25 protein-coding genes are annotated in these 26742 nt (G+C 67.9%); 19 read left to right on the plus strand and 6 right to left on the minus strand.

Going from position 1 to position 26742, the window contains the following annotated elements; all coding sequences use genetic code 11:
* Positions 1–8: 8 nt before the first annotated feature.
* From CQW49_RS00375 to CQW49_RS00390, 4 genes are read right to left on the minus strand one after another with little or no spacing between them, the layout of a single operon-like run.
* Positions 9–461 (minus strand): type IV pilus modification PilV family protein, encoded by a 453-nt coding sequence (locus CQW49_RS00375; RefSeq protein ID WP_003611227.1) that lies wholly within the window; start codon positions 459–461, stop codon positions 9–11.
* Entirely contained in the window at positions 446–910 is a 465-nt protein-coding gene (locus CQW49_RS00380) for a prepilin-type N-terminal cleavage/methylation domain-containing protein (RefSeq protein WP_003611225.1), read from the minus strand. Before CQW49_RS00380 ends, CQW49_RS00375 begins: the two co-directional genes overlap by 16 nt.
* On the minus strand, positions 907–2124 hold the full coding sequence (locus CQW49_RS00385) for a type II secretion system F family protein (protein WP_003611223.1): 1218 nt from the start codon (positions 2122–2124) through the stop codon (positions 907–909). Before CQW49_RS00385 ends, CQW49_RS00380 begins: the two co-directional genes overlap by 4 nt.
* A gap of 3 nt (positions 2125–2127) precedes the next feature.
* Positions 2128–3870 carry a GspE/PulE family protein gene (locus tag CQW49_RS00390; RefSeq protein ID WP_003611221.1) on the minus strand — a complete coding sequence of 581 codons (1743 nt, stop codon included), beginning with the start codon at positions 3868–3870 and terminating at the stop codon, positions 2128–2130.
* Between the two features lie 206 nt (positions 3871–4076).
* On the opposite strand from CQW49_RS00390, the gene CQW49_RS00395 reads away from it, so the two are divergent.
* From CQW49_RS00395 to gspD, 5 genes are all read left to right on the plus strand, one after another.
* Positions 4077–4721 (plus strand): hypothetical protein, encoded by a 645-nt coding sequence (locus CQW49_RS00395; protein WP_003611219.1) that lies wholly within the window; start codon positions 4077–4079, stop codon positions 4719–4721.
* Between the two features lie 212 nt (positions 4722–4933).
* The gene (locus CQW49_RS00400; RefSeq protein WP_003611217.1) at positions 4934–6166 is read left to right on the plus strand and encodes a PilN domain-containing protein; all 1233 of its coding nucleotides are present in this window, start codon (positions 4934–4936) and stop codon (positions 6164–6166) included.
* Positions 6167–6179: 13 nt separating this feature from the next.
* A complete protein-coding gene (gene gspM, locus CQW49_RS00405) occupies positions 6180–6788 on the plus strand; it encodes a type II secretion system protein GspM (RefSeq protein ID WP_003611215.1) in 609 nt (202 codons plus the stop codon).
* Entirely contained in the window at positions 6785–7492 is a 708-nt protein-coding gene (locus CQW49_RS00410) for a hypothetical protein (RefSeq protein ID WP_003611213.1), read from the plus strand. The genes gspM and CQW49_RS00410 overlap by 4 nt, the downstream gene beginning before the upstream one ends.
* 96 nt (positions 7493–7588) lie before the next feature.
* Entirely contained in the window at positions 7589–9946 is a 2358-nt protein-coding gene (gene gspD, locus CQW49_RS00415) for a type II secretion system secretin GspD (RefSeq protein WP_003611212.1), read from the plus strand.
* A 94-nt stretch (positions 9947–10040) separates the two neighbouring features.
* Here gspD and CQW49_RS00420 read toward each other — a convergent pair whose 3' ends face one another.
* Positions 10041–10988 carry a type II secretion system minor pseudopilin gene (locus CQW49_RS00420; RefSeq protein WP_003611210.1) on the minus strand — a complete coding sequence of 316 codons (948 nt, stop codon included), beginning with the start codon at positions 10986–10988 and terminating at the stop codon, positions 10041–10043.
* Between the two features lie 17 nt (positions 10989–11005).
* Positions 11006–11497 (minus strand): type II secretion system major pseudopilin GspG, encoded by a 492-nt coding sequence (gene gspG, locus CQW49_RS00425; protein ID WP_003611208.1) that lies wholly within the window; start codon positions 11495–11497, stop codon positions 11006–11008.
* A gap of 500 nt (positions 11498–11997) precedes the next feature.
* Between gspG and CQW49_RS00435 the strand changes: the two genes are divergently transcribed.
* From CQW49_RS00435 to CQW49_RS25325, 14 genes are all read left to right on the plus strand, one after another.
* Positions 11998–12864 (plus strand): heme-binding protein, encoded by an 867-nt coding sequence (locus CQW49_RS00435; RefSeq protein ID WP_003611206.1) that lies wholly within the window; start codon positions 11998–12000, stop codon positions 12862–12864.
* Between the two features lie 392 nt (positions 12865–13256).
* Positions 13257–13817 (plus strand): ribosome recycling factor, encoded by a 561-nt coding sequence (gene frr / locus CQW49_RS00440; RefSeq protein ID WP_003611204.1) that lies wholly within the window; start codon positions 13257–13259, stop codon positions 13815–13817.
* A gap of 117 nt (positions 13818–13934) precedes the next feature.
* Complete coding sequence (locus CQW49_RS00445) at positions 13935–14714, plus strand: isoprenyl transferase (RefSeq protein ID WP_003611202.1); 780 nt, start codon at positions 13935–13937, stop codon at positions 14712–14714.
* Positions 14711–15577 (plus strand): phosphatidate cytidylyltransferase, encoded by an 867-nt coding sequence (locus CQW49_RS00450; protein WP_003611200.1) that lies wholly within the window; start codon positions 14711–14713, stop codon positions 15575–15577. The genes CQW49_RS00445 and CQW49_RS00450 overlap by 4 nt, the downstream gene beginning before the upstream one ends.
* 7 nt (positions 15578–15584) lie before the next feature.
* Positions 15585–16829 carry a 1-deoxy-D-xylulose-5-phosphate reductoisomerase gene (gene dxr / locus CQW49_RS00455; protein WP_003611199.1) on the plus strand — a complete coding sequence of 415 codons (1245 nt, stop codon included), beginning with the start codon at positions 15585–15587 and terminating at the stop codon, positions 16827–16829.
* A 79-nt stretch (positions 16830–16908) separates the two neighbouring features.
* Complete coding sequence (gene rseP / locus CQW49_RS00460) at positions 16909–18051, plus strand: RIP metalloprotease RseP (RefSeq protein ID WP_003611198.1); 1143 nt, start codon at positions 16909–16911, stop codon at positions 18049–18051.
* Between the two features lie 364 nt (positions 18052–18415).
* The gene (gene bamA / locus CQW49_RS00465; protein ID WP_003611197.1) at positions 18416–20905 is read left to right on the plus strand and encodes an outer membrane protein assembly factor BamA; all 2490 of its coding nucleotides are present in this window, start codon (positions 18416–18418) and stop codon (positions 20903–20905) included.
* Positions 20906–21070: 165 nt separating this feature from the next.
* A complete protein-coding gene (lpxD, locus tag CQW49_RS00470) occupies positions 21071–22123 on the plus strand; it encodes a UDP-3-O-(3-hydroxymyristoyl)glucosamine N-acyltransferase (RefSeq protein ID WP_003611196.1) in 1053 nt (350 codons plus the stop codon).
* A gap of 68 nt (positions 22124–22191) precedes the next feature.
* A complete protein-coding gene (gene fabZ / locus CQW49_RS00475; RefSeq protein ID WP_003611195.1) occupies positions 22192–22650 on the plus strand; it encodes a 3-hydroxyacyl-ACP dehydratase FabZ in 459 nt (152 codons plus the stop codon).
* Between the two features lie 25 nt (positions 22651–22675).
* Positions 22676–23485, plus strand: a complete 810-nt coding sequence (gene lpxA, locus CQW49_RS00480) for an acyl-ACP--UDP-N-acetylglucosamine O-acyltransferase (RefSeq protein ID WP_003611194.1) — start codon at positions 22676–22678, stop codon at positions 23483–23485.
* Positions 23486–23544: 59 nt separating this feature from the next.
* The gene (gene lpxB, locus CQW49_RS00485) at positions 23545–24708 is read left to right on the plus strand and encodes a lipid-A-disaccharide synthase (RefSeq protein ID WP_420845625.1); all 1164 of its coding nucleotides are present in this window, start codon (positions 23545–23547) and stop codon (positions 24706–24708) included.
* 153 nt (positions 24709–24861) lie between these two features.
* Entirely contained in the window at positions 24862–25965 is a 1104-nt protein-coding gene (locus CQW49_RS00490) for an OpgC family protein (protein WP_003611190.1), read from the plus strand.
* A complete protein-coding gene (locus tag CQW49_RS25320; protein WP_244593392.1) occupies positions 25917–26417 on the plus strand; it encodes an SGNH/GDSL hydrolase family protein in 501 nt (166 codons plus the stop codon). The genes CQW49_RS00490 and CQW49_RS25320 overlap by 49 nt, the downstream gene beginning before the upstream one ends.
* Positions 26414–26713, plus strand: a complete 300-nt coding sequence (locus CQW49_RS25325) for an SGNH/GDSL hydrolase family protein (protein WP_244593393.1) — start codon at positions 26414–26416, stop codon at positions 26711–26713. The genes CQW49_RS25320 and CQW49_RS25325 overlap by 4 nt, the downstream gene beginning before the upstream one ends.
* The last annotated feature ends 29 nt before the right edge of the window (positions 26714–26742 follow it).

The following is a 26742-nucleotide window of genomic DNA, read 5'->3' on the forward strand; positions in this document are numbered from 1 at the left end:
GTCAGTCCTCATTGGCGGGGCTTGGCGACGGCGAGTTTGATCGTCGTCAAGGTCAGCTGGTCCTGTCCGGGCGCGCCGCCGGGACGCCGCACGGTGAGGCGCGCGAGAAAAGCGGTGGTGCGGCCATTGCCATCGGCCGCGGCGACCGAGCGGACGGGCGAGACGACGAGGCGCCAGACGAGCCCATCGCCATAGCGGCCGGAGGTTTCGCCCGCCGCGAGCGGCGTCGCGGCTCCGAGCGCCTCGAGCTGCGAGCGGCCCTGCCGCGCTGCGCGCAGCAGGAAATCGCCGCGCGACTCGTTGCGCGCGCCGCCGCCGAGACCCTGCATCAGCGCGCCCATGGCGAGAGTGAGGATCACGAAGGCGACCAGGGATTCGATGAGGGTGAAGCCGCCGCGGCGCCCGCGGCGAGCCTTCAGGCTCGCAATTCCCGCGAGGCAGGCCGTCAGAACACGGCGCATCGCGTCGCTCCGGTCAGCCAGTTCACCGCGATCTGCGCGCGCACGCCGGGGAGCGCGATCGACATCTCGCCGCCCGACGAGCCGCCGCTCGGATAAAAGGCGAAATCGGCCTTGTCGCGGCTGCGACGCTCGATCGCCGATACGGTGAGATTGATCTGCGCGTCATTGGGCAGCGGCTTCTCCCCGACGGTGGGCGAGAAGAAGGTTTTGCGGCGCAGATCGACCGTCAGCGCCATCTCCTCATTGGCGGCGATGGCGCGCATGCGCGTCTGGCGCAGCGCCGCGCAGAGCGAGCGCGCCGCGCTCTCGACGCGCAGGCGCGGGGAGGGGCGGCGGCCGAGCTGCGTGGCGAGGCCGGCGACGAGCGCGAGTATGGCGAGCGCTGCGAGCATCTCGATCAGCGAAAATCCCGCGCGCGCGCTCGAGCCTGTCGGCGCTCGGCGGCTCATTGGCCGGCCAGCTCGTTGATCCCGAGCACGGCGTCCATCACCGTCATCACCAGCCCGCCGACGACGGCGGCGATGAGAATGGTGAGGATCGGCGTAATGAGGCCGACCGCGCGCTCGATGCCGCGCTGCGTCTGGCGCTCGAACATGGTCGCGAGACGCAGCAGCAGCTCGTCGAGCTTGGCCACCTCCTCGCCGATGCGCGTCATCTGCGCCGCCGCGAGCGGAAAGGCGTCGATCTGCTCCAGCGCCGAGCTGAGCGCGCCGCCGCTGCGCACCGATTCGATGGCGCCGGCGAGCTCGGCGCGAAAATGCGCGTTGGAGACGACCGCGCGCGCGCTCTCGAGGCCTTGCAGCAGCGGCACGCCGGCGCGCGACATGGCGCCGAGCGTGCGTGCGAAGCGCGCGGCTTGGAATTTCGCGATAATGTCGCCGGCATAGGGGAGGTCGAGCAGAGCGCGATCCAATTTGATCTGCAGCGGCGGATTGGCCGCCGCATAGCGCTTCAGGCCGTAGAGGCCGGCGCCGAGCGCGACGACGCCGCCGAGGATCAGCGGCCAGGCGCCTTGCAGGTCGATGATGAATTGCAAACCCTTGGGCATGGGCTTGCCATTGTCGGCGAAGATCGGCGCGATGCTCGGCACCAGAGTGCCGATGACGACGCCGGTGGAGCCGATGGCGAGCACGATCAGCAGCGCCGGATAGACGAGACCGCTCTGAATTTTCGCGCGCATCTCGAGGCGCCGCTCCAGCATGTCGGCGATGTCGATGAGCGACTGCGCCACATTGCCCATCGTCTCGCCGGCGCGAATGATGTTGAGATAATCGGCGCCGAACAGCTCGGCGCGGGCGTTCAGCGCGTCGGAGAGCGAGGCGCCGTCGACGACGCGGCGCAGGATCTCCTCCGCCAGCGCGCGGACCGCGGGCGAGGCGCTCTGCTGCGCCAATATGCGCAGGCTGTTGTCGAGCGGCAGATCGGCTTCCTCGAGCGTCGCGAACTCGCGCGTGAAGGAGGCGATCTCGGCCGCCGACGGACCGGATTTGGAGAAGAGGCCGCCGAGCGAGAAATTGGTCGCGGCGCGCTTCTCCTGCACGGTGAAGGGCGTGACGCCGCGGCCCCACAGCTGCTCCTCGGCCTCTTCGCGCGAGCGCGCCTCGATCTCGCCCTCGACGAGATCGCCCTCGGCCGAATAGGCGCGATAGCTGAACATCGACATGGGCTAATCCACTCGTGTGACGCGCAGCACTTCGTCGACCGTGGTCTCGCCGCGCCAGGCCTTGGCCATGCCGCATTGATACATCGTCATCATTCCCGCTTCCTTCGCCGCCGCCGCCATCACGCCGTCGGGCGCCGATTCGCAGACGAGCCGGCGCAGCGGCTCGTCGAGGATGAGCAGCTCGGCGATCGTGGAGCGGCCGGAATAGCCGGAGTTTCGGCAATGGCCGCAGCCGACCGGCGCGCTGAGGCGATCGGGCCCATGCGCGAAAGCTTCGCCGGCGAGGCGCTCGCGCCATTGCCGGCGCGCATCCATCGGCTTGGCGCAATGCGGGCAGAGGCGCCGCACGAGGCGCTGGGCCAGCACGCCCTTCACCGTCGAGGCGATGAGATAAGGCTCGACGCCCATGTCGATGAGGCGGGTGATCGAGCCGACCGCGCTATTGGTGTGCAGGGTCGAGAAGACGAGATGGCCGGTGAGCGAGGATTGAATGGCGATCTTCGCCGTCGCGGCGTCGCGAATCTCGCCGATCATGATGATGTCCGGGTCCTGGCGCAGCATGGCGCGCAGGCTCGCCGGAAAATCCATGCCGATTGCCGGCTGCACCTGCACCTGATTGACGCCGGCGAGCTGATATTCGATCGGGTCCTCGACGGTGAAGACCTTCACATCCGGATTGGAGAGCTCGCGCAGCGCCGTGTAGAGCGTCGTGGTCTTGCCGCTGCCGGTCGGGCCCGTCACCAAAACGATGCCGTTCGGATTATGCATTAGATGGCGCAGCGTCGCGATCGTCTCGGGCTCGAAGCCGAGCGCGTCGAAATCGAGCGACACCTGGCTGCGGTCGAGAATGCGCAGCACGATGCTCTCGCCATGCGCCGTCGGAATGGTGGACACGCGAAAATCGATGTCGACGCCGCGCACGGCCATCTTCACGCGTCCGTCCTGCGGCAGGCGCCGCTCGGCGATGTCGAGACGCGCCATGATTTTTATGCGCGAGGTGATGGCGGCCTTGAGGCCGGGCGGCAGAGTGTCCGAGGTGCGCAGCACGCCGTCGATGCGATAGCGCACCAGCACGGCGTCGAGCCCGGGCTCGATGTGGATGTCGGAGGCGTGCGCCTCGATGGCGTCGCCGACGATCTGATTGACGCGGCGAATGACCGGCGCCTCATTGGCGATGTCGCGCAGGCGCTGCAGGTCGTAATCGCTGGCGTCGTGCGCGCGGTCGTCGTCGACGAGCGCGACGCCTTCGGCCTTCTGGCCATAGAGGCTGGCCCAGGCCTTCTCGAATAGGGCAGGGGTGACGATGCGCAGATCGATCGAGAGGCCGGTCGAATAGGCGAGCGCCTCGACCGGGCCGAGATCGAGCGGATCGGTGACGGCGAGAGTGAGCGCGCTCTCATTGGCGGCGAGCGGCAGAATGCCGTTTGCGCGCAGGAACTTCTGCGGAATCTGCTCGGCGAGGGCCACTTCCTCCGGCAGATCGGCGGGGGCGATCACCGGAATCGCCAAGAACTTGCCGAGATGGGCGGAAAGATCGTTCTCGGAGACGAGGCCGAGCTTGGTGAGCACGCGGTCGAAGCGCTCGCCGCTCTGGCGCGCCGCGCGTTGCGAGCGCTGCAGGGCGAGCTCGTCGATCGCCTTCTCCTGCACGAGATAGGCGCCGAACTGCTGCAGAAAGGCGCCGCTGCGCGCATCGGCCCCTTTCTGCTCCACCTCCTGCCGCGGCGACGGATCGACATGTGTCATTGAGACGAACTCTCGGCTGGAGCGCTTGCCGATCGAACGGACTCGCTCGATCGATCAGAATCCGCTCGAACGAAAGAGACAGGCCGGCCGATGCTGGCCGCTGCTCACAGCGCGCAGCTTTTCACTGGCGCTTCCGGTCGGCGAATGGTAACCGTGCGGATCGTTGGGCGCAATTGCGCTGCTTGTCTTCGAGTAGGAGTGGCGGAGTGCGTGCGAGGCGACGCATATCGCCTTTTTCAGGCGAGGGAAAGGCCGCAGGACGCGTCCGCAAGGGCGCCGGCGTCGCGCATCTGCTCGCGACCCTCGCCGCCGCCGCATGGGCGGGGTCGGCGCCTGCCGAAGCCGCCGGGACCTTTCTGTACGCGACTCCGCACGCCTGCGCATCCTCGGGAATCTTCCGACGGCGCGAATGCGGGATCGCCTTCACCAATGCGCAGACGGATGTGCGGGCGCGGACCGAGGCCTTCTCCTCGCGCGGCCGCTGCGAGGCGCGCTATCGCCTGTGCGAGAAGGATGACGACGGCGCCTTCCGGGCGGCGCTGCTCGGCGTCGAGATCATCGGCGGGGGACACAACAATTGGGCGGCCGCGCCCGTTCTCGGCGTCGATACGCCGCGTCTGTTCGCCAATCGTCCCATCTCCCGGCTGATCGAGCCTTTGACGGAATCCTGGACGCCGATCCTGGCGACGGGCCGTTTTCGCATCGGCGCTCCCCTGCGCGAGACCGCGAGCGCCGACGCGCTCGATGGGCTGGAGGGCGAGGTGGAGGCGCCGCAGCCGGCCCGGCCGGCGACGCGAGAATCGGAGAGCGCGCGGCGCGAGCGCCTGCGCTCGGCGCCCTTCGTTCAGTAGCGCGCATTGGAGACGGGAGCGGAGACATGCTAGTGGTCTGTTCGAGCCAATCCGTCGGGGTTGCAAAGAGCGAGCCTGAAGGCTCGCTCTCTAGGCTCGTCGATTTCGATGAAGCAGACCACCGGGTCGAGCGCGCGCAATGCGCGGCGTCGTCATCGAATTGTAGCACTGGGGATGGAGAAAGCGCGCGTCGGCGACGCTCATAGGCGCAAATGACATTCGCGCGCGGCGCTTGCGAGCGCGGCGCGCCGGAGGGCGCCTCGGCGCCGAACCAATCTATCCGCGCCGCGCGCGCAAAGGGCTCGATGTCGTCGTCGATTTGGCGCAAGGAACTGTTCGAGGGCTCCACCGCGGAAGCGGCGGCCCGCCTATGGGCGTGGTGGCGCGGCGAGTTCTACGCGCTGTTCTCGCCGGCGACCTTGATGTTTCTGCTCGATCGCGGCGAGCGCCGCCTCGCGCTTCGCGTCGGCGAGACGCCGATCGCTCTGCATCTCCTCGCCGCCAAGGGCGACGAGCCCGAGCCGCCGATCACGCCCGACGAGATCGCCGCTTCGTCGCTCGATGCGGTTCTCGCCGCGCGGGGGGTGAAGCGCACGGCGACCAAGATCATCGTGGAGCTGCCGCGCGAAGCCTTCTTCGTTCGTCGTTTCGACGCGCCGGCGGCTGCGCTCGTCGACCTGCCGCGCCTGCTGAGCATGGAGCTCGAGCGCAAGACGCCGTTCAGGCCCGCCGATGTGCTGCATGGCCATGTGATCGCGCCGCGCGCCGGCGCCTCGCCGACCGGCGCCGAAAAAATCTCGGTCGAGCAATGGATCCTGCGCCGCGATCTGCTGGCGCGCGCCATCGAGGGCTCGGGTCTTCAAGTCGAGGATGTCGATCTCGTGCAGCCGCGGTGGCCGCAGGACGAACTGACGCCGCCTCCCTCCATGCCGGTGCGCGTCGCCGTGGCGGCGGGGCCCGATCTCGAGGGGCGTATCGCGCTCGCGGCGGCGGTCGTCGCCGTGACGTTGTTCGCCGCCGGGATCGGAATCGCGGTCTGGCGCCAGCAGGAGGAGTCCGCGGCGCTCGAGGAGGCGATCACGGCGGCGTCGACGCGCGCGGCGGGCGCGCGGCAGATCGCCGACCGCGCTGCGACCGACAGCCGGCTGCTCGCCACTCTGCGCGAGGAGCGCGCGAAAAATCCGACCTTCGCCGAGGTGTGGGAGGAGGTCTCGCGCATTCTGCCGGACGGCGCCTATGCGGCCGAGCTGCGCCTCACCGAAAGGCGCGAAGGCGGCCGCTCGATCGAGCTCACCGGCTTTGCGGATTCGGCCGCGAGCCTGCCGGCGCTGCTCGATCGCTCGACGCTGTTCTCCGACGCCAAGCTCACTGCGCCGATCACGCCCGATCCGGTGGAGAAGCGCGAGAGCTTCTCGCTGCAAGCCAATATTCGCAGCTCGAAATGACGGGAACGGATCGATGTCCCTGAACGCCGCCGCGATCTTCGATCCGCAGACGAAGCGACGGGCGCTGTTCCTCGGCGCCAATCTGGCCTTTCTCCTCGTTGTTTATCTGGTGGCGGTGGAGCCGCTGCTCGGTCTGCTGGGCGAGGGCTCGCAGGCGCTCGCCGAGCGTCGCGCCACTCTCGCCGGCTATGAATCCATCGCCGCCCAGGAGCAGGCGGTGAAGGATTATGCGCGGCAGGTGGAGGAGAGCAATTCGCGCGGCGAGCTCTTGACCGGAGAGAGCGAGGGCGTCGTCAACGCCAATCTGCAGGCGCGCCTCAAAGCGCTCGCCGGAGAGGCCGGCGCGACCGTCGTCTCGCTCCAGGCCCTGCCGGCCAAGGTGGTGAGCGGCCAATCGCTGGTCGGCGCGCGGCTCGACGTGACCGGGCCGCTCGAGGCCTTGAGCCAGCTCGCGCGCTCGCTCGAGAGCGATCCTCCGCTGCTGCTGGTGCTCGCCGCCTCGGTGCGCAAGCAGTCGGGCGCGTGGAGCGATCCGGCCGAAGGCGCCGCCGCGGGCGCCGGCGACAACACGCTGGAAGGTCAGTTCGACGTTTTCGGCGGCGCCTCGAAGGACCATTCATGAGAGGCCGCATCACCGAGCTCGCCGCGACGCGCTGGCGCGCCGCCGCCAACGCCTTCGGCCTGTCGCCGCTCTCGGCCCTGCGATTGGCGCTGCTCGCGGCGGTGGATTTCGCGGCGCTGGCCTTCGCCATCGGCGCGGTCGTCGGTTCCGCCGAGACGGCGGTGGAGCCCAAGAGCCAATGGCGCCCGCCGCAGCTGCTCGCTCCTCCCGAGGAGCGGGCCGGCCTTTCTGGCGACGAGCGGGCCACCATGTCGCGACCGATCTTCTGGCGCTCGCGTCGTGCGCCGCCGCCGCGCAATGCGCGCAAGGGCGATGCGGCCGCGCAGGCCGCGACCTCGGTGAGCGGCGTCACGCTCGGCGGCGTCGTCAAGGTCGGCGAGCGGTCGCGCGCCTTCTTGATCGGTCCGGGCGGTTCCGACGGACGCTGGCTGGAGCAGGGCGAGTCGATCGAGGGCTGGACGATCGAGGAGATCGACCGTTTCGAGGTCACGATCACCGACGGCGCCCAATCCTCGCGTCTGCGGCTCTATTCCCGAGCCACGCAGAGGGCTCCCGAGAATGGGTCGGAGAAGCCGGCCGTCGCCGCCGAGCCGCTCGAGCCCCCCGAACAAGAACCGCCACCCGATCCGACATCGCCGGAGAAACAACCGCCGGCGCTGCACGGCCCGCTGAAAGGACCGCCTGTGAACGAAACGGGAGAGTAAAAGCGGCGCGGGCGAAGTGGCGTCGCGCCTTCGATCATGATAGTGCCTCAGTGACAGCGTAGCTTGAGGCGTTGCTCGAGTTGAGTCGGAGTGAACGTGTTTATCCGTCGAGTTCTGCTGACGAGTGTCGCCGTCGCCGTCGCTGGTTGCAATAGCGCCGGCGACCCGCCGGTTTCCGAATGGAGCCGCGCTCCCCTTCGTCCCGATGACGTTCGCCGCGATGCGCAGAACGGCCACGGCTCCGGCCATAGCGGTTTGCGGCTCGGCGGCCGCGCCGGGCGGGCGGAGACAATTCTGGGGAGCGGGCGTTTCGTCGGCTCTTCGCGCGCGCGAAAGAAAGCGGATGACGCCGCCGACGAAGATGGCGTCACGCTCAATCTCGTCAATCTGCCGATTTCCGACGCCGCCAAAGTGGTGCTGGGCGATATCGTCGGGGCCGATTACGTCGTCGATCCCCGGCTCGAGGGCAAGGTGACGGTCCACACCTCGAAGCCGGTGAAAAAAGCCGCCGCGATCGATCTGTTTCAATCGTCGTTGCGCGTCGCCGGCGCGTTGATCGTCGACACCGACGGCGTCTATAAGATCGTTCCGGCCGATCAGGCGGCGACCTCGGGCGCGCGGCTCTCCGTCGGCGCGGCGCCTGCGGCGCGCGCGGAGCAGATTGGCAGCGGCGTGCGCGTCGTGCAGCTGCACTATGTCTCGGCCGCCGAGATGAAACGCGTGCTGGAGCCGATCTCCCAGCGCGGCGGCATCGTGCAGGCCGACGAGAGCCGCCGCATGCTGACGCTGGGCGGAACTGCGCAGGAGGTCGCCGCGCTCGAGGAGGCGATCTCGATCTTCGATGTGGACGCCATGCGCGGCATGTCCTTCGCGATGGTTCCGGTGCGCAGCGCCGATCCCGACACACTGTCGGAAGATTTGCGCAAGGTCTTCGGCTCCGAGAAGGAAGGGCCGATGAACGGAATGATCCAGTTCGTCGGCAACAAGCATCTCGCCGCCATTCTGGTGATCTCGTCGCAGCGCGCCTATCTCTCCCGCGCGCGCGCCTGGATCGAGCGGCTCGACGCGCGCGCCGAGAGCACGGAGAAGCAATTCTTCAGCTATCGCGTGCAGAACCGACCGGCCAAGGAGCTCGTGCGCGTGCTCTCCGCGATGTTCGGGCGCGACAACGGCGCCTCGGGCAATGACGCCTCGCCTCGCTTCGGCCAATCATCGGCGTCCTTGGGCGGCGCCCTCTCGCAGAGTGGCCTCGGCTCGAGCGGCTCCAGCGGATCGTCGAGCGCGCTCGGCTCACTGGGTTCCAGCTCCAACTCTAGCGGCTCATCCGGCGGGCTCGGCTCGGGCTCGAGCAGCCTCGGGAACTCCAGCGGCTCGGCGAGCTCGAGCTCCTCGAAGTTCGGCTCGGCCGGCTCCTCCTCCTCCAGCGACCAGAATGGCTCGCAGTCGGGCTCCGGTCAGGACTCGGCGGTCAGCGACGACGGACGCTACAAATTTGCCGTCGACGACGCGAAGAACGCCATCGTCGTGCTGGCGACGCCGGAGGACTACAAGCGGGTGCTCAAGGTCGTGGAGACGCTCGACGTGCTGCCCAATCAGGTGTTCATCGAGGCGACCATCGCCGAAGTGACGCTGAACGACGATCTCTCTTTCGGTGTGCGCTGGTTCCTGCAGAAAAACGCTTCGATGGGCGCCTTCTCCGACGGCGACACCGGCACGCCCGCGGCCAATGACACGCTCGGCAACAATCTTCTCGGCGCCGCGGTGGGCGCGGCGTTCCCCGGCTTCGCCTACGCGGTGCGCGCCGCCAATACGCAAGTCACCTTGAGCGCGCTCAACCAGATCACCAATGTCAACATCATCTCGACGCCCTCGCTCACCGTGCTCGACAATCGTCAGGCGGTGCTGCAGGTCGGCGATCAGGTGCCGGTCACCACGCTCACGGGCGCCAACACCAATGGCGGCGTGACGACGTTCAATTCGGTCAATTATCGCGACACGGGCGTCATATTGTCGATCACGCCGCATATCAACGAGAGCGGCCGTGTGATGCTGGAGCTCGAACAGGAGGTCTCCAATGTCGCGTCGGGAACGAGCGCGACCTCGACGACGCCGACGATCAAGCAGCGGCGCGTCAAGACGCAGGTGGTCGTCAATGACAGCGAATCCCTGATGCTCGGCGGCTTGATCCAGGATTCGAGTTCCCGCGGCTCCAGTCAGATTCCGGTCATCGGCGACATTCCGCTATTCGGCAACGCTTTCAAGAGCAAGACCAACTCCGCCGGCAAGACCGAGCTGCTGATCATGATCACGCCGCATGTGGTGCGCACGCTGGCCGAGGCGCGCGACATCACCGACGAGTTCAAGCGCAAGATGCTGCACATCTCCACCAAGGCCATCGTGCGGCCGCACAGCTGGGACAACACCGCGCGGCGAATGCTGCTCGACGACCGCTAGGAGCGCCTTCCGATCGAACCGAATCGTTCGATCGCTTTCGCACGAAAGAATGTTACGCGTTATCCGGTCCAACGTTCTGAGAGCGCGGCGCCGCTCAGCAGGGCGGCAGGCCGCGGCCGACCATCGCGCGCAGCTTTGCGCGCTCACGCGATTCGCCGCGGCGCCGCTCGAGAATCGTGAAAGGCTCGGCGCCGGCGGCGCCGATGCGGACGAAAATGTCCTCCGCGCTGGCGTGACCGCTCGCCTGCAACACCTCCACATGGACAAGATAAGCGCCGGCATGCGCGCCTTCCTGCGCGAATTCCGTCGGAAAGCGCGGGTCGCGGCGGTCGATCGCGCTCGGGTCGGGATGGGCGGCGAGGTCGCGCACGACATCGGCGCGATATTTCGCGAGAGCGGCGAAGAGCGCGGGCGGCGCGACCTTGGTGTCGATGGTCGGGCTGCGCGAGTGCACGGTGACGAAGGGAAGCAGGCGGCGAGTCAGCGCCGGCTCGAAGCCGTCGACTTGATCGAGCTCCAGCGCGGTCTGAAATGGCGCGCGCTTCGGGCCGAACGGCCGATCGGCATAGGACGGCGCGCCGGAGCCGGCCTCGATGTCGTTGGACGGCTGCTCGCGAAAATCGATGATGGCGTGCGTGATCTTGTCGGCGTCGCGGGATTCGACGCCGAAGCCGATCATCATCGCTTTCAGCATCTGCTCCGAGGCGGTGTTGAGATCGACCTTGCCTTCCTCGTCCTCCACCGCGACCGCGACGCCGGCGCCGGCGAGGGAGCAGAAGGCGGGCGCGCCGTCATGCGGGGGACGCTCGATCGTCGTCGTCGCCGGCGACGACTGTTCCGACAACAGCGTCATGATCGCGAGATTGCTCGCCGCGTCGGCGAGGAGCTGCGTCTGCGTCGCGCCGGCGCCGTTGAACGCCGCCTGCAGGCGCGAGCGCGCCGTCGTCATGAAGGAGACGATCAGCATCGTGACGACGCCGACGCCCCAGATGACGACGAGAAGCGCGAAGCCTCGTCGCGCGGAACGGCGCGCGCGCGCCACGCGAACGCCGCCCGCTCTCAGCGCGCTGCGGAGTCGCGATTGCGCGTCACCGTCGCGGCGCCGCCCGGTCGTCCCTCGGGGCCGAGCGAGCCGAGGTCGAAGGGGCCGTTCTGACCGGGAGCGCGATAGAGATAGTCGTGCCCCCACGGATCTTTGGGGACGCCGTTCGATTTCAGATAGGGGCCGTTCCACACCGAGACTCCCGACGGGCGGCGCGCCAGCGCGCCGAGCCCTTCTTCGGTCGCGGGATAGCGGCCGGTGTCGAGATAGAAGAGATCGAGCGCGCTGGAGATGTTCTCCATTTGAATTTGCGCGGTCTTCACCTTGGATTCGGAGAGATAGTTGAGGACGCGCGGTCCGACGAGGCCGACGATCGATCCGATGATCGCCAGCACCACCAGCATTTCGACGAGCGTGAAGCCGGCGCGCCGGTCGGAGGCTCGCGCCACGCGGCGAAGGCGCGCGGGCGCGGCGATGGAGGTCGACAAGGGCCGGGTGCTGCGCGTCATGTCATGCTCTCGAATGTCATCGTGGAGGCGTGTCGCCTCGACCGGGGGTCGATGCGAGGCGCGCGCATTTTGGACCAGTCGCGCCTCGACATCAACATTTCGTGCGGCGCGACCCGGCGCTGGAGCGGCGCGCGGCGGAAGATTTTATCGTGGCTTCGTCATACGCGCTTCATAGAAATCGACTCCACGGGGTCGTCGCCGAGATGTGCGCGTCGGCGTCGAGACAAAGCCGATAAGAGCGTGCGCTGCAAAATAATCGTCGGCGCGAAACGGCGCGTCTTCACGCCGCGTCTTGTCGTCGATGAACTTTCTACCGGCGCGCGTGTCTCACAGAATTCGCCGCGCGATCGTATTCGATCGTCCGGCGCGGTGAGCCGAGTTGCGTGAGGGACCGAGTTATGATTGATTTCTCCAGCAACATTTCGTTGCACTTTTTTCAACAGTGACATCGCTTGTCGGAATGGCGGAACGAAATCGTCATTCCCAGGGGAGGGGCTTTCATGTTTCGTAAGATGATGGTCGCGGCGGTCGCCGCCTGTGTGTTCTCGACTGGGGCCTATGCGGCGAATTCCGCCTGCCCCAATGTCACGCGCGCCCAGCTCCGGCTCGCTCTGAAGAAGGCTGTCCACGACACGCGTGGCAAGCTCGGCCTCGGTCTCAACATGTGGGCGACGATCGTCGCGCCGGATGGACGCGTGTGCGTCGTCACCAATTCGAGCGGCGATCCCATTCAGGGCCAATGGCTGGCCAGTCGCGCGATTTCCGCGCAGAAGGCCTTCACCGCGGTGTCGCTGAGCCTCGGGCTGACGCCGGATTCCGGCTCGACGACGGGCCTCGCCACGGGCAAGCTCGCTCTGTCGACCGCCAATCTCTATTCGGCGGTTCAGCCCGGCGGAAGCCTGTTCGGCCTGCAGGAGAGCAATCCCGTCGCCGCCCCCGAGGCCTATGGCGACAAGATCGTCGGCGGCGTCCCGGTCGGTCCCACCGACACGGCGACCTACGGCTCGGATAATGATCCGATGATCGGCCTCGTCATCGGCGGCGTCAATGTGTTCGGCGGCGGCCTCGGCCTCTATGCCGCCGGCGGCGTGAAGACGGGCGGCGTCGGCGTCAGCGGCGACACTTCCTGCACCGACCATCTCATCGCCTGGCGCGTGCGCAACAATCTCGGCCTCGATCACCTCGGCACGGTCGGCGGCGTTTCAGGCGACCCGACGCGCCCCGACAATATCGTCTTCGACATCGCCGCCAATCCCACCGGCGGCACGGGCCTGAGCGCGGGCGGCTGGGGCCATCCGCCTTGCGCCGGCAACAGCAACGCCGTTTCGACCGGCTTCGCCAATCGGCTTCCGGTCGTTCAGAACTGATATTCGCTTCGCCGCCGCCGGGAGACGCGCCCCTCGGTCGCTCCCGGCGGCGTTTCGCGTCATCCGCGCCGCTCGCGCGTCGTCGCTCGTTCGGCGCGCATCTCGATCGTCGCGGCGCGCTTTTTCGATTCGGCGCCCCTCGCTCGCCGGCCGATCGGAACCTTACCGCGGGAATATCCTGACATGCGCGGCGCGCGGGGCTCCAACTCCTCGAATTGCAGAGGGCTAGCCGATCCCGCCGCTCTTTCGCGTCGCCGCGGCGGCGAAAAACCGCCGCGCCGGCGAGGTGCGGGATTTCCCCTGGGGCCGGTTTTGGTCTATGGGAGGCGATGCTGTCCGGCGGCGCGGCGTCGCCCGCGACCGACGGCGGATCAGACAGGCGATTCCTACTCATGAGCCAGACTTTCGATCTGCCCGAATTGAAACGCCGTATGCAGGGCGCGATGGCGACGCTCAAGCACGAGCTCGGGGGGCTGCGCACCGGGCGCGCTTCGGCCGGACTGCTCGAGCCGATCCATGTCGAGGCCTATGGACAATCCACGCCGCTCAATCAGGTCGCGACGATCAGCGTCCCGGAGCCGCGCCTGCTGTCCGTGCAGGTGTGGGACAAGGGGCTCGTCTCGGCCGTCGACAAGGCGATTCGCGATTCCAATCTCGGCCTCATGCCGACGATCGAGGGCCAGGTGCTGCGCATCCGCACGCCCGAGCTCAACGAGCAGCGCCGCAAGGAGCTCGTCAAGGTCGCGCATAAATATGCGGAGGAGGCGCGCGTCTCGGTGCGTCATGTGCGCCGCGACGGCATCGATATTTTGAAGAAGCTGCAGAAGGACCACGCTCTGCCCGAGGACGACGCCAAGCGTCACGAGACCGAGGTGCAGAAGGCGACCGACGAGGCCGTGCGCGACATCGACGCCGCGCTGGCGCAGAAAGAAAAAGAGATCCTGCAAGTTTGAGATTTTATCGCGACCGCGTCCCCCGGACCCTGTCCGGGAACCGGCGCGAGCGGGCGTTTCGCGTTGAGAGTAGTAGTGATTTTTTTTTCCACGACAGCCATGGTGTGGATCGAAACGATGGGAGACGGCGGAGTTCTCGAATTCGGCGCGGCGGCCCTCGCGCCGCGGTCTGCGCCGCGTCATGTCGCGCTGATCATGGACGGCAACGGCCGCTGGGCGGCGGCGCGCGGACTGCCCCGCTTCGAGGGGCACAGGCGCGGCGTCGAGGCGCTGCGCAAGACGGTGCGCGCTGCGATCGAGCTCGGCGTCGACTATCTCACGGTCTATTCCTTCTCCGTCGAGAACTGGTCGCGCCCCCCCGAGGAGGTCCAGAGCCTGCTCGCGCTGCTGCATCGCTTCATTCGCAACGATATCGGCGAGCTGCGCTCCAACAATGTGCGGGTGAGGGTGATCGGCGACCGCATCGACCTTTCCGACGACATCGCGGCTCTGCTGCGCGAGGCGGAGGAGACGACGGCGGCCAACACCGGGCTGACTTTGATCGTCGCCTTCAATTATGGGGCGCGTCAGGAGATCGCGGCGGCCGCGCGCGCGCTCGCCGAGGAGGTCGCGGCCGGCCGGCTGCGGCCCGGCGATATCGACGCCGATGCGATCTCGGCGCGGCTGGACACGGCCGGCATTCCGGACCCGGATCTCATCATCCGCACCTCCGGCGAGCAGCGCCTGTCGAACTTCATGCTCTGGCAGGCGGCCTATGCCGAGCTATTGTTCGTGCCGGTGCATTGGCCCGATTTCGATCGGGCGGATTTCGAGGCGGCGATCGACGATTACGCGCATCGCGACCGACGCTTCGGCGGGCTCGCGCCAGTCGGAAGGCGTGCGAAGACAGCTTCATGAGCGAACCACTGCGGTCAGGCCCCGCCCTCGCGGGCGGCAGAAGCGGAAAATTCGGGGATCTCGGTCCGCGCCTGCTTTCGGCGGCGGCGTTGATCGCGACGGCGGTCCTCGCTCTCTATCTCGGCGGCGACGTCTTCGCTTTGTTCTGGCTGCTGGCGGCTTTCGCCGTGTCCTGGGAGTGGCAGGGGATCGTCGGCGGCGCGCTCGGTCTCGCGCGCACCGCGCTCGGCGGCGCCTCGCTCGCCGCCGCCACGGCCTTCGCGGCGCATGGAGCGGGGCCGCTGGCGCTCGCCTCGCTCGGCGCCTTCGCCATTTTGTTCGCGGTGCTGGCGGGGCCGGAGCGCCGCTTCTGGGCGCCGCTCGGCCTCGTCTACGCCGGCTCGCTGGTGGTGTCGGCGAATGTGCTGCGCCGCTCGCCCGATTTCGGCGCGCTCTCCATCGCCTGGCTGTTCGCCGTCGTCTGGGGCGCCGATGTGATGGCTTATTTCGGCGGCCGGCTGATCGGCGGCCCCAAGCTGTGGCCGAAGGTCTCGCCGGGCAAGACCTGGTCCGGCGCGATCGTCGGCCTCGTCAGCGGCGCGTTTTTCGGCCTCGCGCTCGCCGTTTTCGGCCCTTGGCCGCAGGCGGCCTCGCCCGAACTCTTGGGGGTGGGGCTGGTCGCGGCGGCGCTGGCCCAGCTCGGCGATCTGTTCGAGTCGTGGATCAAGCGCCGCTTCGGCGTCAAGGATTCGAGCCGGCTCATCCCCGGCCACGGCGGCGTGATGGATCGCGTCGACGGCTTCATCTTCGCCAGCGCCTTCGCGGCGCTGCTCGGCGGATTGCGCGGTCAGGAATCCCTGGCCGCTGGACTTTTCATCTGGTAGGCGCGTCATGGCGACAGGCATCCGAAGCGACGATTTTTCCATTCCGGCCGGGCGCTCGCGCCCGCGGCGCATCGTGCTGCTCGGCGCGACGGGGTCGATCGGCCGCTCGACCGTCGACCTGCTGGAGCGCGATCCACGCGGCTTCGAGGTCGCGGCGGTCGCCGGCGGCCGCGATGTCGAGGCTCTGGCCCGCGTCGCCCGCGCCGTTCGGGCCGAGTTCGCCGCCATCGCCGATCCCGATGCGCTCGGGGCTCTGAAGCAGGCGCTCTCCGGCAGCGGGATCGAGGTAGGCGCCGGCCCTGCGGCCGTGGTCGAGGCCGCCGAGCGCGAGGCCGATCTCGTCGTCAGCGCCATCGTCGGCGCCGCCGGCGTCGTTCCCACCCACGCGGCGCTGCGGCTCGGGCGCGACGTCGCCCTCGCCAACAAGGAATGCCTCGTCTGCGCCGGCGCGCCCTTCATGCGCGAGGCCGAGAAGGCCGGGGCCCGGCTGCTGCCGATGGACAGCGAGCACAACGCCATCTTCCAGGCGCTGGGCGGGGCCGATCCGGCGACCATCGAGCGCATGACCCTGACCGCCTCGGGCGGGCCGTTCCGCACCTGGACCCGCACGGCGATCGCCGAGGCGACGCCGGAGCAGGCGCTCGCCCATCCCAATTGGGCCATGGGTCCGAAGATCACGATCGACTGCGCCGGCATGATGAACAAAGGCCTCGAGCTGATCGAGGCGCATCATTTGTTCGGCGTCCCGGCGGCGCGGCTCGATGTGGTGGTGCATCCGCAGTCGATCGTCCACGGCCTCGTCTCCTTCTCCGACGGCTCGGTGACGGCCGGGCTCGCCGTTCCCGACATGCGCGTGCCGATCGCCCATTGCCTCGCTTTTCCCGATCGGCTGACGACGCCCGCGCGGCGTCTCGACCTCGCGGCGATCGGCCAGCTCACCTTCGAGCGCCCGGATTTCGAGCGCTTTCCGGCGCTGCGGCTGGCGCTCGACGCGCTCGGGGAGGGCGGGGGGCTGCCGACCGTGCTCAACGCCGCCAATGAGATCGCCGTCGAGGGCTTTCTGTCGCGGCGCATCGGCTTCGAGGGAATCCACCGCCATGTGGCCGCCGCCTGCGAGGCCGCGCTCAAGGACGGCACGGCGCGCGAGCCGGGGAGTGTGGAAGAAGCGCTCGATATTGACCATATCGTCAGAGAAAGGTCGCGGGCCGCCTTGGCGATGCCCGCGGCTTCGGGCATGTTAACGCTTACGTAACCAAGACGGCGGCCCGGACGGGCGAAACTCTTGGTGCCGTCACGCGTTTGCCGGGAGTATCGCTTTGCTGGACCTCGTCATGTCGATCCTCACCTATATCGTCCCCTTCATCTTCGTGCTGACCGTCGTGGTCTTCTTCCACGAGCTCGGCCATTTCCTGGTCGGACGCTGGTGCGGCGTCAAGATCGACGCCTTCTCGATCGGCTTCGGCCCCGAGCTCTGGGGCCGCGAGGACCGGCGCGGCACGCGCTGGCGCGTCGCCGCCATCCCGCTCGGCGGCTATGTGAAGTTCCACGGCGACGCCAATGGCGCGAGCGTCCCCGATCCCGAGCGAATCGCGGCCATGCCGGAGGAAGAGCGCAAGGTCGCCTTCGCCGCCCAGCCGGTGTGGAAGCGCATGGCCATCGTGCTCGCCGGCCCGGTCGCCAATTTCGTCCTGGCGCTCGCCATCTTCACCGTCCTGTTCGCGACAGTCGGACGCAATGTGCTGACGCCGCGCGTCGCCACGGTCACGCCGGCGAGCGCCGCGGCCGAGGCCGGCTTCCAGCCCGGCGATCTCGTCCTATCGATCGACGATCAGCCGATCGATAGCTTCGCCCGCATGCAGGAGATCGTCGCCACCTCGACCGGCAAGCCGTTGACCATAGTGGTGCGCCGCGCCGAGCGTGAGGAGACTTTGACGGCGACGCCGCAATTGCGCGAGATCGAGACGGCGCTCGGCAAGACGAGAGTCGGCATGCTCGGCCTGCAGGCGAGCAATAATCCGGCCGACCTGCGCGAGGAGCGCTTCGGCCTCGGTCGCTCCGTTCTGCTCGCCGCCGGCGAAACCTGGATGATCGTCGAGCGCACCGGCGCATATCTCGGCGGGCTGATCGCCGGACGCGAGGGCGCCGACCAATTGTCCGGCCCGATCGGCATCGCCCAGGTCTCCGGCCAGATGGCCAAGGCGATCGACAAGGTCGGCCTGACGCCGCTGTTCAACCTCATCGCGATCCTGTCGATCTCGATCGGCCTGCTCAATCTGATGCCCGTGCCGCTGCTCGACGGCGGCCATCTGATGTTCTACGCGATAGAGGCGGCGCGGGGACGCGCGCTCGCCGAACGCACGCAGGAATATGCGTTCCGACTGGGCCTCGCCATGGTGACGACGCTGATGGTGTTTTCGACCTACAACGACGTCGCGCGGCTCCTGCGCAAGTTGACCGGCGCGGGCGATAACTGATCGGCCTGCGTATTCATCGCATCAGGAAAACTTCTGAGATTCTGTCGAAGGGGGACGATTCGACTGGATTTCGCCATCTTTCTGACGACGATCGAAGGACCCCGGCGGACATCGCCGGGGTCCTTCGCGTGTCGGGCGGCCCGTGTCGTTAACGCCGCGATCACCATGATTTGTGGCTTGTTCGCCACCTGCGGGACAAATCGAAGGACCGTGACATGATCGGGATTTGCAGTAGTCGGTAAACCTTGTAGAAGGTTGATGATCGGATCGGATGGCGTGATGCGCGGCGTGCGTGCGTCGTCCCGGCACGTGAGCCGCGCCGCTTTCCGGCGGCAGACGCGGCGACGAGGACTTAGGATTTATGATGCAGTCCATCGAGGCTTTCTGGAAACGTTCCTGTGTTCTGGCCGCGATGGCGGTCGTCCTCGTTCTGTCCCCTCCCGCCTTTGCGGAGGAGATCGTCGTCGTCGGCAACACGCGCGGCGACGCGGAAATGATCCGCTCCTATTTCTCCGGCACCAGCCCGGAAGATGTCGAGCAAGGGCTGCAGGCGCTGCGCAACAGCGGCCGGTTCTCCAATGTGTCGGCGACGCGTGAGCATGGTCGCCTGGTGATCCACGTGTCCGAGAGCAATCTCATCAATCGCGTCGTCTTCGAGGGCAACAGCAAGGTCAAGACCGACACGCTGACCTCTGAGGTGCGCACGCGCGCGCACGGCTCCTTCAACAAGGCCGTCATCGATCAGGACATCGCGCGCCTCCTCGAGATCTACAAGCGCTCCGGCCGCGCCGGCGCGAAGATCACCTATCGCACCATCGAATTGCCGAACGGCCGCATCGATGTGGTGTTCAACGTCGAGGAAGGCGAGAAGACCGGCGTCAAGGAGATCAAATTCGTCGGCAACAATGTCTATTCGACCGGGCGTCTCGTCGAGCTGATGGAGACGACGGAGATGAACTTCCTGTCGTTCCTGAAAACGAGCGACGTCTATGATCCGGACCGCATCGCTTCCGACCTCGAGCTGGTTCGCCGCTTCTATCTGAAGAACGGCTACGCCGACTTCCATGTCGTCAGCTCCGACGCCGTGTTCGATCCGGCGCAGGGCGGCTATATCGTCAACATCGTCGTCGAGGAGGGGCCGGAATATCGCGTCTCTTCCGTCGACATCGAATCGCATCTGCCCGATATCGATCCGCAATCGCTGCGCGGCGATCTGCGCATCGAGGCCGGCGACGTCTATAATGGCGACGCCGTCGAGAAGACGGTCGAGGCGCTGACGCGCGAGATCGCCAAGAAGGGCTACGCCTTCTCGCAGGCGCGGCCGCGCGGCGAACGCAATCCGGCGGCGCAGACGGTGGCCATCCGCTTCGTCATCGACGAGGGCCCGCGCGTCTACATCGAGCGCATCAACATCCGCGGCAACACGCGCACGCGCGACTATGTGATTCGCCGCGAGTTCGAGATCGGCGAGGGCGACGCCTATAATCGCGTGCTGATCGACCGCGCCGAGCGTCGCCTCAACGGCCTCGGCTTCTTCAAGAAGGTGCGCGTCACCAACGAGCCGGGCTCGTCCTCCGACCGCGTCGTCATCAATGTCGACGTCGAGGATCAGGCGACCGGCAATTTCGGCGTCTCGGGCGGATATTCGACCGTGCAAGGCTTCATGGGCGAAGTCTCGGTGTCGGAGAGCAACTTCATGGGCAGGGGGCAGGCGGCGCGCGCCTCGGTCGAGGTCGGTCAGCGCGCCCGCGGCGTCAGCTTCAGCTTCACCGAGCCCTATTTTCTCGACCAGCGGCTCTCTGCGGGTTTCGACCTCTTCGCCAAGGCCTCGAACGCCTATTACTATTCCTACTACAACACGACCTCGGTCGGCGGCACGCTGCGCCTCGGCGTGCCGATCACCGACGAGATCAGCATCTCGCCGCGCTATTCGATCTACAACACGCACATCTCGATCCCCAACGACAGCAGCCGTCCCTATAACGACTGTCAAAATCCGATCTGGGGCTACACGCCGGGCTTCGGCTATATCTACGCGCCGACCCCGTCCGACGTGAGCCTCTATTACAATTGTCAAAGCAATGGCGAGGCGTCGCTCGCCATCAAGGAGACGGTGGGCTCGCGCCTCACCTCGATGATCGGCTACTCGCTGTCCTACAACACGCTCGACAATATCCGTAATCCGAAGAACGGCGTGCATGCCCAGCTGTCGCAGGATGTCGCGGGCCTCGGCGGCGTCAGCCGCTATGTGCGCACGACCGCTGACATCCGCTACTTCCACGAGCTGCCGTTTATCGACGATGTGGTCGGCATCGCCCGCGTGCAGGGCGGCAACATGTTCGGCCTCGGCGACTACAAGTTCCGCGTGGTCGATAATTTCAACCTCGGCCCGACCTTGGTGCGCGGCTTCGCGCCGGGCGGCCTCGGACCGCGCGACATCTCGAACTGGACCAGCACTTACGGCAACTCGCTCGGCGGCACGAATTATGTCGGCGCCTCGCTCGAAGTGCAGTTCCCGATCTGGGGCCTGCCCAAGGACATCGGCCTGCGCGGCGCCCTGTTCGCCGACGCCGGCACGCTGTGGGGCTATGACGGGCGGACCAACTTCAGCCAAGTGCTGACCGGCTCCTACAACCCGACCTGCACCTATCCTTACACGGCGGCGTCGAACTACGGCCAAGGCACCTGCATCATCGTCTCCGGCGACCAGGCGCAGATCCGCTCCTCGGTCGGCGCCTCGGCGCTGTGGCAGTCGCCGCTCGGCCCGATCCGCTTCGACTATGCGGTGGTGCTGTCCAAGGCCTATGGCGACGTCACGCAGCGGTTCCGCTTCTCCGGCGGCGCGAATTTCTGACCGAAGGCCGCTTTCACGCGCTCTTCGCGCGGGATAAACTTATCCTGATCCCCGGGCGCCCGAGAGGGACGGCCCGGGGATTTTCTTCGTGGGATGGCGCGCGGAGGCGGGCGCCCGACGCGCCGCCGATCCGGAGCGTCTTCGTCCCATTCGGGAGGCCGCATGATGAGCGCTGGCGGATTCTTCCGTCTCGACCGACCTTTGAGCTTGGCGGAGGCCGCCGAGATCGGCGGCGCGCGGCTCGCGGCGCCGGTCGCGGAGGAGGGAGTGGTCATCATCGGCGTCGCCGCGCTCGATCGCGCGCACGCCGGCGATCTCTCCTTCTACGATCGGCCCCGCTATGCGGCGGGGCTGCGCCTCTGCCGCGCCACCGCCTGTCTTCTACGCGCGCGCGACCTTCCCGCTCTGCCGCCCGGCGTCGCCGCGCTGATCGCGTCGGACCCGCACGCGGCCATGGCCAGAATCATGGCGGCGCTGTTCCCCGAGGCGCTGCGGCCGCAATCGCTGTTCGCCTCGTCGGGCGTCTCGCCCGGCGCCGTGGTGCATCCGTCGGCGCGGCTCGAGCCCGGCGTCATCGTCGATCCAGGCGCCGTCATCGGACCGCGCGCGGAGATCGGAGCGGGCAGCGTCATCGGGCCGCAGGCGGTGATCGGCCCCGATGTGCGTATCGGCCGCGGCTGCTCGATCGGCGCCGGCGCCAGCCTGCTCTGCGCGCTGATCGGCGACCGCGTCATCATCCACCCGGGCGCACGGCTCGGGCAGGACGGCTTCGGCTTCGTCCTCTCGCGCCAGGGCCACGTCAAATCGCCGCAAATCGGCCGCGTCATCGTCCAGGACGATGTGGAGATCGGCGCCAATACGACGATCGACCGCGGCGCGACGCGCGACACGATCATCGGTGAGGGAACGAAGATCGACAATCTCGTGCAGATCGGCCACAACGTGGTGATCGGGCGCGGCTGCGTCATTGTCGCGCAATCGGGCCTCGCCGGTTCCTGTGAGATCGGCGATTTCGTCGCGCTCGGCGGCCAATCGGCGATCGGCGGCCATCTGACGATCGGCGAAGGCGCGCGGATCGCGGCCAAGTCCGGCGTTACACGGGACGCGCCGTCGATGGCGCGGCTGAGCGGCGTTCCCGCTCGGCCCGTGCGTCGCCATTTGCGCGGCGAGCTGCTGCTCGACCGACTGGCGCGGCGCGACGGCGAGCCGCCGTGCTGAGGGACGCGCGCGAAGAGAGATCGGGCGAAGTCGGCCGCAAGACGCCGACGCCCGCAGGGAGGACATCAATGGACGACACCACAGCGCGCGCTGGCGCGACGATCGACATCGCGCGGATCATGCAGCTGCTGCCGCATCGCTATCCCTTTCTGCTGATCGACCGCGTCATCGACGTCGACGGCGACCGTTTCGGCGTCGGCGTCAAGAATGTGACGGTCAACGAGCCGCAGTTTCAGGGCCATTTTCCCGAGCGGCCGATCTTTCCGGGCGTGCTGCTGATCGAGGCGATGGCGCAGACGGCCGGCGCGATCGCGCTCAATGCGCGCGCGCGGGAGCGCCCGGGCAGCGTCTTCTTCGTCACCATCGACAAGGCCAAGTTCCGCCGACCCGTGCAGCCCGGCGACCGCGTCGAACTCCATATGACCAAGACGGCGCAGCGGCGAGACATCGTCTGGTATTCTGGCCGAGCGCTCGTCGATGGCGCGCTGGTCTGCGAGGCCGAGGTCAGCGCCAAGCTCGGCGATTGAGGCGGCGCGTCATGGGCGGGATGATGTGAAAGCGCGAGTTCACGCGACAGCGATCGTGGAGAGCGGCGCCCGTCTCGGCGACGGCGTGGCGGTCGGCCCATTCTGCTATATTTGTGCCGGCGCCGAGCTCGCCGAGGGCGTCACGCTGCTCTCGCATGTCGTCGTCGCCGGGCGCACGCGCATCGGCGCGCGAACCATCGTCCATCCCTTCGCCGCGATCGGCGCGGCGGCGCAGGATTTGAAAGCCAAGGGCGCCGCCGGCGCGCTCGTCGTCGGCGCCGATTGCGTGATCCGAGAAGGTGTGACGCTCAACGCCGGCACGCCCGCCGGCGGCGGCGAGACCAGGATCGGCGACGGCTGCGCCTTTCTCGCTCACGCGCATGTCGGGCACGACTGCCGGCTCGGCGACGGCGTCGTGCTCGCCAATCAGGTGCTGCTCGGCGGCCATGTGCGCATCGGCGATCATGCGGCGATCGGCGGCGCCAGCGTCGTGCATCAGAATGTGCGCATCGGCGCTCACGCTTATGTCGGCGGGCTCTCGGGGCTCGAGGGCGATCTCGCGCCCTTCGGCCTCGCCGGCGGCAATCGCGCGCATCTCTTCGGCCTCAATCTCATCGGGCTGAAACGCCGCGGCTTCGCCGAGGAGCGGCTCTCGCGCTTGCGCGCCGCGTTTCGGCTGCTGTTCTCGGACGAGGCGCCGGAGCAGGGGGTGCTCGCCGAGCGGATCGAGCGCGCCGCGCGCGATTTTTCGGACGACGCCGATGTCGAGGCCGTGCTCGCCTTTCTGCGCGCCGAGCGCGAGCGGCCGCTGTGCGCGCCGCGGCGGAGGGGCTAGTGGCGGATGTGGGCCTGGCGCGAAGAGCGAGCCTGAAGGCTCGCGGTCCGGGCGCGCTGCTGGACCTCGAGCCTTCAGGCTCGCTGTTCTTTCTCATTGCCGGCGAGCCCTCCGGCGATCTGCTCGGCGCGCTGCTGATGCGGGCGCTGCGCGCCGCCGAGCCCTCGGCCCGCTTCTGCGGCGTCGGCGGCGAGGCGATGGCGGAGGAGGGGCTCGCGAGCCTCTTCGCGATGAGCGACATCGCCGTCATGGGCCTCGCTCCGGTGCTGCGCCGTCTGCCGCTGCTCATTCAACGCATAGAGGAGACCGCGCGCGCCGTGCTGGCCGCAGCGCCGGATGTTCTGGTGCTGATCGACGCGCCCGATTTCACCCATCGCGTGGCGCAGCGGGTCAGGCGGGCGCGGCCGCAGCTTCCCATTATCGATTATGTCGCGCCGACGGTCTGGGCCTGGCGGCCCTGGCGCGCGCGCGCCATGCGCACTCATATCGACGAGGCGCTGGCGGTCCTGCCCTTCGAGCCGGCGGCGTTCCGACGGCTCGGCGGACCGCCCTGCGCCTATGTCGGCCATCCGCTCGTCGACCGGCTCGCCGAGCTGACGCCCTCGGCCGAGGAGGAGACGCGGAGAGAGGCGTCGCCGCCGCTGCTTCTGGTCCTGCCCGGCTCGCGCCGCGCCGAGGTGGCGCGGCTCATGCCGGTCTTCGGCGAGGCGCTGGCGATTCTGGCGCGCCGCTTCTCCTTCGAGGTCGTTCTGCCGGTCGTGCCGCAGGTCGAGGCGGACATCCATGCGGCGCTCGCGTCGTGGCCGATTCGTCCGCGCCTCGCGACCCAGGCGGAAAAATACACCGAGTTCCGCCGCGCCCGCGCCGCGCTCGCGGTTTCCGGCGTCGTCACTCTGGAGCTGGCGCTGGCCGGAACGCCCATGGTTGTCGCCTATAAGGTGGCGGCGGTCGAGGCGCTGCTGAAATTTCTGGTTCGGGTCGACAGTTTCGCTCTGCCCAATCTCGTGCTCGGCGAGCGGATCGCGCCGGAGTTCTTGCAAGAGCAGGCGACGCCGCAGGCTCTGGCCGCGGCTCTGGCGCCGCTTCTGGGCGGCGGGGCGGAACGCGAGGCCCAGCGCCGCGGCCTCGAGCGCGCGCGCGCGCTTGTGCTCTCCGCCGGCCCGAGCCCGAGCGCCGCCGCGGCTGCGCGCGTGCTCGCTCATTTGCGCGTGGCGCCCCGATGACTCGCGTCGCCAAAAAATCGACAATTGGCGCACACAGGGTCACCCTCGCCGGGGCGGCCGATTCGGGTAGCGCGCAAGGGCTTGCCGCAGAAGCGGCGAGGCGGCGCCGCGCGCGCCGGCGGGCAAGAGAAACAATAGAGCGCCGAAAAGCGCATGCGGGAGCCGAACGAGATCGATTTTTGGCGGGGCTTCGCGCTCGTCACCATTTTCGTCAATCATGTCCCCGGGATCTTCTTCGAGCACTTCACCTTCCGCAATGTGTCGCTCTCCGACTCGGCCGAGCTCTTCGTCTTCCTGGCCGGATGGGGGCTGCGCAAGCTGACCGACGGCTCGGCCGCGAGCCTCTCGGCGCGCTGGCTGTTCTTCCGGCTCGAGGGCCGCGCCTTCACCGTCTATGTCGCGCAGCTCGCCATCACAGAAGCGGCCATCGCGCTGCTCGCCGCCGTCTCCTTTCGGCTCGACGCGCCTTTTCTGCTCGACTGGCACAATGCCTCGAGCATTTTCTACGATCCCGTGCGCGCGCATATCGGGCTCGTCACACTGAGCTATCAGCTCGGCTACTTCAACATTCTGCCGCTCTACGTCGTGCTGCTGCTGGTGTCGCCGCTGATCGCGCTGGCGCATCGGTATGCGCCGCAGGCTCTGCCGCTCGTCGCTCTCGCGATCTATGTGGGCGCGCTCGTCTCCGGAGCCAATTTCTCCACCTGGCCGAGCGAGGGCGTGTGGTTCTTCGATCCACTGTGCTGGCAGATGATCTATGTGCTCGGCTTTCTGCTCGCCGGCGCGGACGGCCTCGGCGGATTCGCCCGCCGGAATCTGCGGCTGCTGCGCCTCGCCGCCATTCCCGTTCTCACATTCGGCGTCATCGCGGCGCGCCTCCATTTTTCGCCGGACCCGATCGACTTGCCCGAGCCCAAGCTGTTCTTCGTCTTCGACAAGACCTATTTGTCGCCGGCGCGGCTGCTGCACAGCCTGGCTCTCGTCGCTCTTTTCGCCGGCCTCTACCCCACATTCGCCCGATGGGCGCCGCGATGCTGCGATTTCCTCTCGCTGCTCGGACGCAACTCGCTCAATGTGTTCTGCGCCGGCTCGCTGCTCAGCCTCGCGGGGCAGATCATTCGCTTCGTCTCCGGCAGCGGTATTGTCATCGACGCCGCTATCGTTATCTTCGGCGTCGGTTCCCTGGGCGCCGTGGCATGGGCCTCTGAATGGCGAAACAGATTGCGCGTAAAATCCTCGAAAGCCTCTGCGGCCTAGTGATCGGCGCAGGCGTCGCGGCCGGCTGCGCGCAGGAGAGCGCCATCCCCGTGACGCCGCCGCCGCTGTCGCCGGCCTGCGAGGCGCCCGCCGGCGACATCGCCGCCCCCGCCCAGCTGCCGCATGTGACCGCGGCGCTGCGGCGTGGCCGGCTGCGCGTCCTGGCGATCGGCTCGTCGTCGACCGCCGGCGTCGGCGCTTCCTCTGAGGCGAAGACCTATCCGGCGCAGCTCGAGGCGATCCTCGAGGGTGCGCTCTCCAATGTGGACGTGGTGATCGTCAATCGCGGCGTGTCGGGCGAGGTCGCGTCGGTCACCGCCGAGCGCATCAAGAGCGAGATTGCCGTCGAGAAGCCCGATCTCCTGCTCTGGCAGCTCGGCACCAATGACGCGCTCGTGCGCATCGCGCCGGAGGAGTTCGAGGCGACAGTGCGCTCGACATCCGCTGGTTGAAGGACAATGAGATCGACACGGTTCTGGTCGGCCTGCAATATTCCTCGCGCTTCTCGCGCGACAGCGAATATTTCGCCATTCGCGACGCGCTGCAGCGGGTCGCCGCCGCGGAGAACATCGCTTATGTGCGCCGCTACGACGCGATGCGCTTCATCGCGCAGAACCGCGCCAATCTGCAATTGATGGCGCGCGACAATTTTCACCTCAACGATCTCGGCTATCAATGCATGGCCGAGCATATCGCCCGCGCGGTGATCGTCGGGCTCTTCGCCAAGCGGCGTCCGCCGACGAACTGACGCGCGCCTCGGCGCGCGCATCTTTCAGG

It is taken from the genome of Methylosinus trichosporium OB3b (genome assembly GCF_002752655.1).
Classification (GTDB): domain Bacteria; phylum Pseudomonadota; class Alphaproteobacteria; order Rhizobiales; family Beijerinckiaceae; genus Methylosinus; species Methylosinus trichosporium.

Bases quoted from the DNA above. Each gene is read 5' to 3' on its own strand.
- CQW49_RS00375 (WP_003611227.1), bottom strand. From the start codon at position 461: ATGCGCCGTGTTCTGACGGCCTGCCTCGCGGGAATTGCGAGCCTGAAG.
- CQW49_RS00380 (WP_003611225.1), bottom strand. From the start codon at position 910: ATGAGCCGCCGAGCGCCGACAGGCTCGAGCGCGCGCGCGGGATTTTCG.
- CQW49_RS00385 (WP_003611223.1), bottom strand. From the start codon at position 2,124: ATGTCGATGTTCAGCTATCGCGCCTATTCGGCCGAGGGCGATCTCGTC.
- CQW49_RS00390 (WP_003611221.1), bottom strand. From the start codon at position 3,870: ATGACACATGTCGATCCGTCGCCGCGGCAGGAGGTGGAGCAGAAAGGG.
- CQW49_RS00400 (WP_003611217.1), top strand. From the start codon at position 4,934: ATGACATTCGCGCGCGGCGCTTGCGAGCGCGGCGCGCCGGAGGGCGCC.
- gspM (WP_003611215.1), top strand. From the start codon at position 6,180: ATGTCCCTGAACGCCGCCGCGATCTTCGATCCGCAGACGAAGCGACGG.
- CQW49_RS00410 (WP_003611213.1), top strand. From the start codon at position 6,785: ATGAGAGGCCGCATCACCGAGCTCGCCGCGACGCGCTGGCGCGCCGCC.
- gspG (WP_003611208.1), bottom strand. From the start codon at position 11,497: ATGACGCGCAGCACCCGGCCCTTGTCGACCTCCATCGCCGCGCCCGCG.
- CQW49_RS00435 (WP_003611206.1), top strand. From the start codon at position 11,998: ATGTTTCGTAAGATGATGGTCGCGGCGGTCGCCGCCTGTGTGTTCTCG.
- frr (WP_003611204.1), top strand. From the start codon at position 13,257: ATGAGCCAGACTTTCGATCTGCCCGAATTGAAACGCCGTATGCAGGGC.
- CQW49_RS00445 (WP_003611202.1), top strand. From the start codon at position 13,935: ATGGGAGACGGCGGAGTTCTCGAATTCGGCGCGGCGGCCCTCGCGCCG.
- CQW49_RS00450 (WP_003611200.1), top strand. From the start codon at position 14,711: ATGAGCGAACCACTGCGGTCAGGCCCCGCCCTCGCGGGCGGCAGAAGC.
- dxr (WP_003611199.1), top strand. From the start codon at position 15,585: ATGGCGACAGGCATCCGAAGCGACGATTTTTCCATTCCGGCCGGGCGC.
- rseP (WP_003611198.1), top strand. From the start codon at position 16,909: ATGTCGATCCTCACCTATATCGTCCCCTTCATCTTCGTGCTGACCGTC.
- bamA (WP_003611197.1), top strand. From the start codon at position 18,416: ATGCAGTCCATCGAGGCTTTCTGGAAACGTTCCTGTGTTCTGGCCGCG.
- lpxD (WP_003611196.1), top strand. From the start codon at position 21,071: ATGAGCGCTGGCGGATTCTTCCGTCTCGACCGACCTTTGAGCTTGGCG.
- fabZ (WP_003611195.1), top strand. From the start codon at position 22,192: ATGGACGACACCACAGCGCGCGCTGGCGCGACGATCGACATCGCGCGG.
- CQW49_RS00490 (WP_003611190.1), top strand. From the start codon at position 24,862: ATGCGGGAGCCGAACGAGATCGATTTTTGGCGGGGCTTCGCGCTCGTC.
- CQW49_RS25320 (WP_244593392.1), top strand. From the start codon at position 25,917: ATGGCGAAACAGATTGCGCGTAAAATCCTCGAAAGCCTCTGCGGCCTA.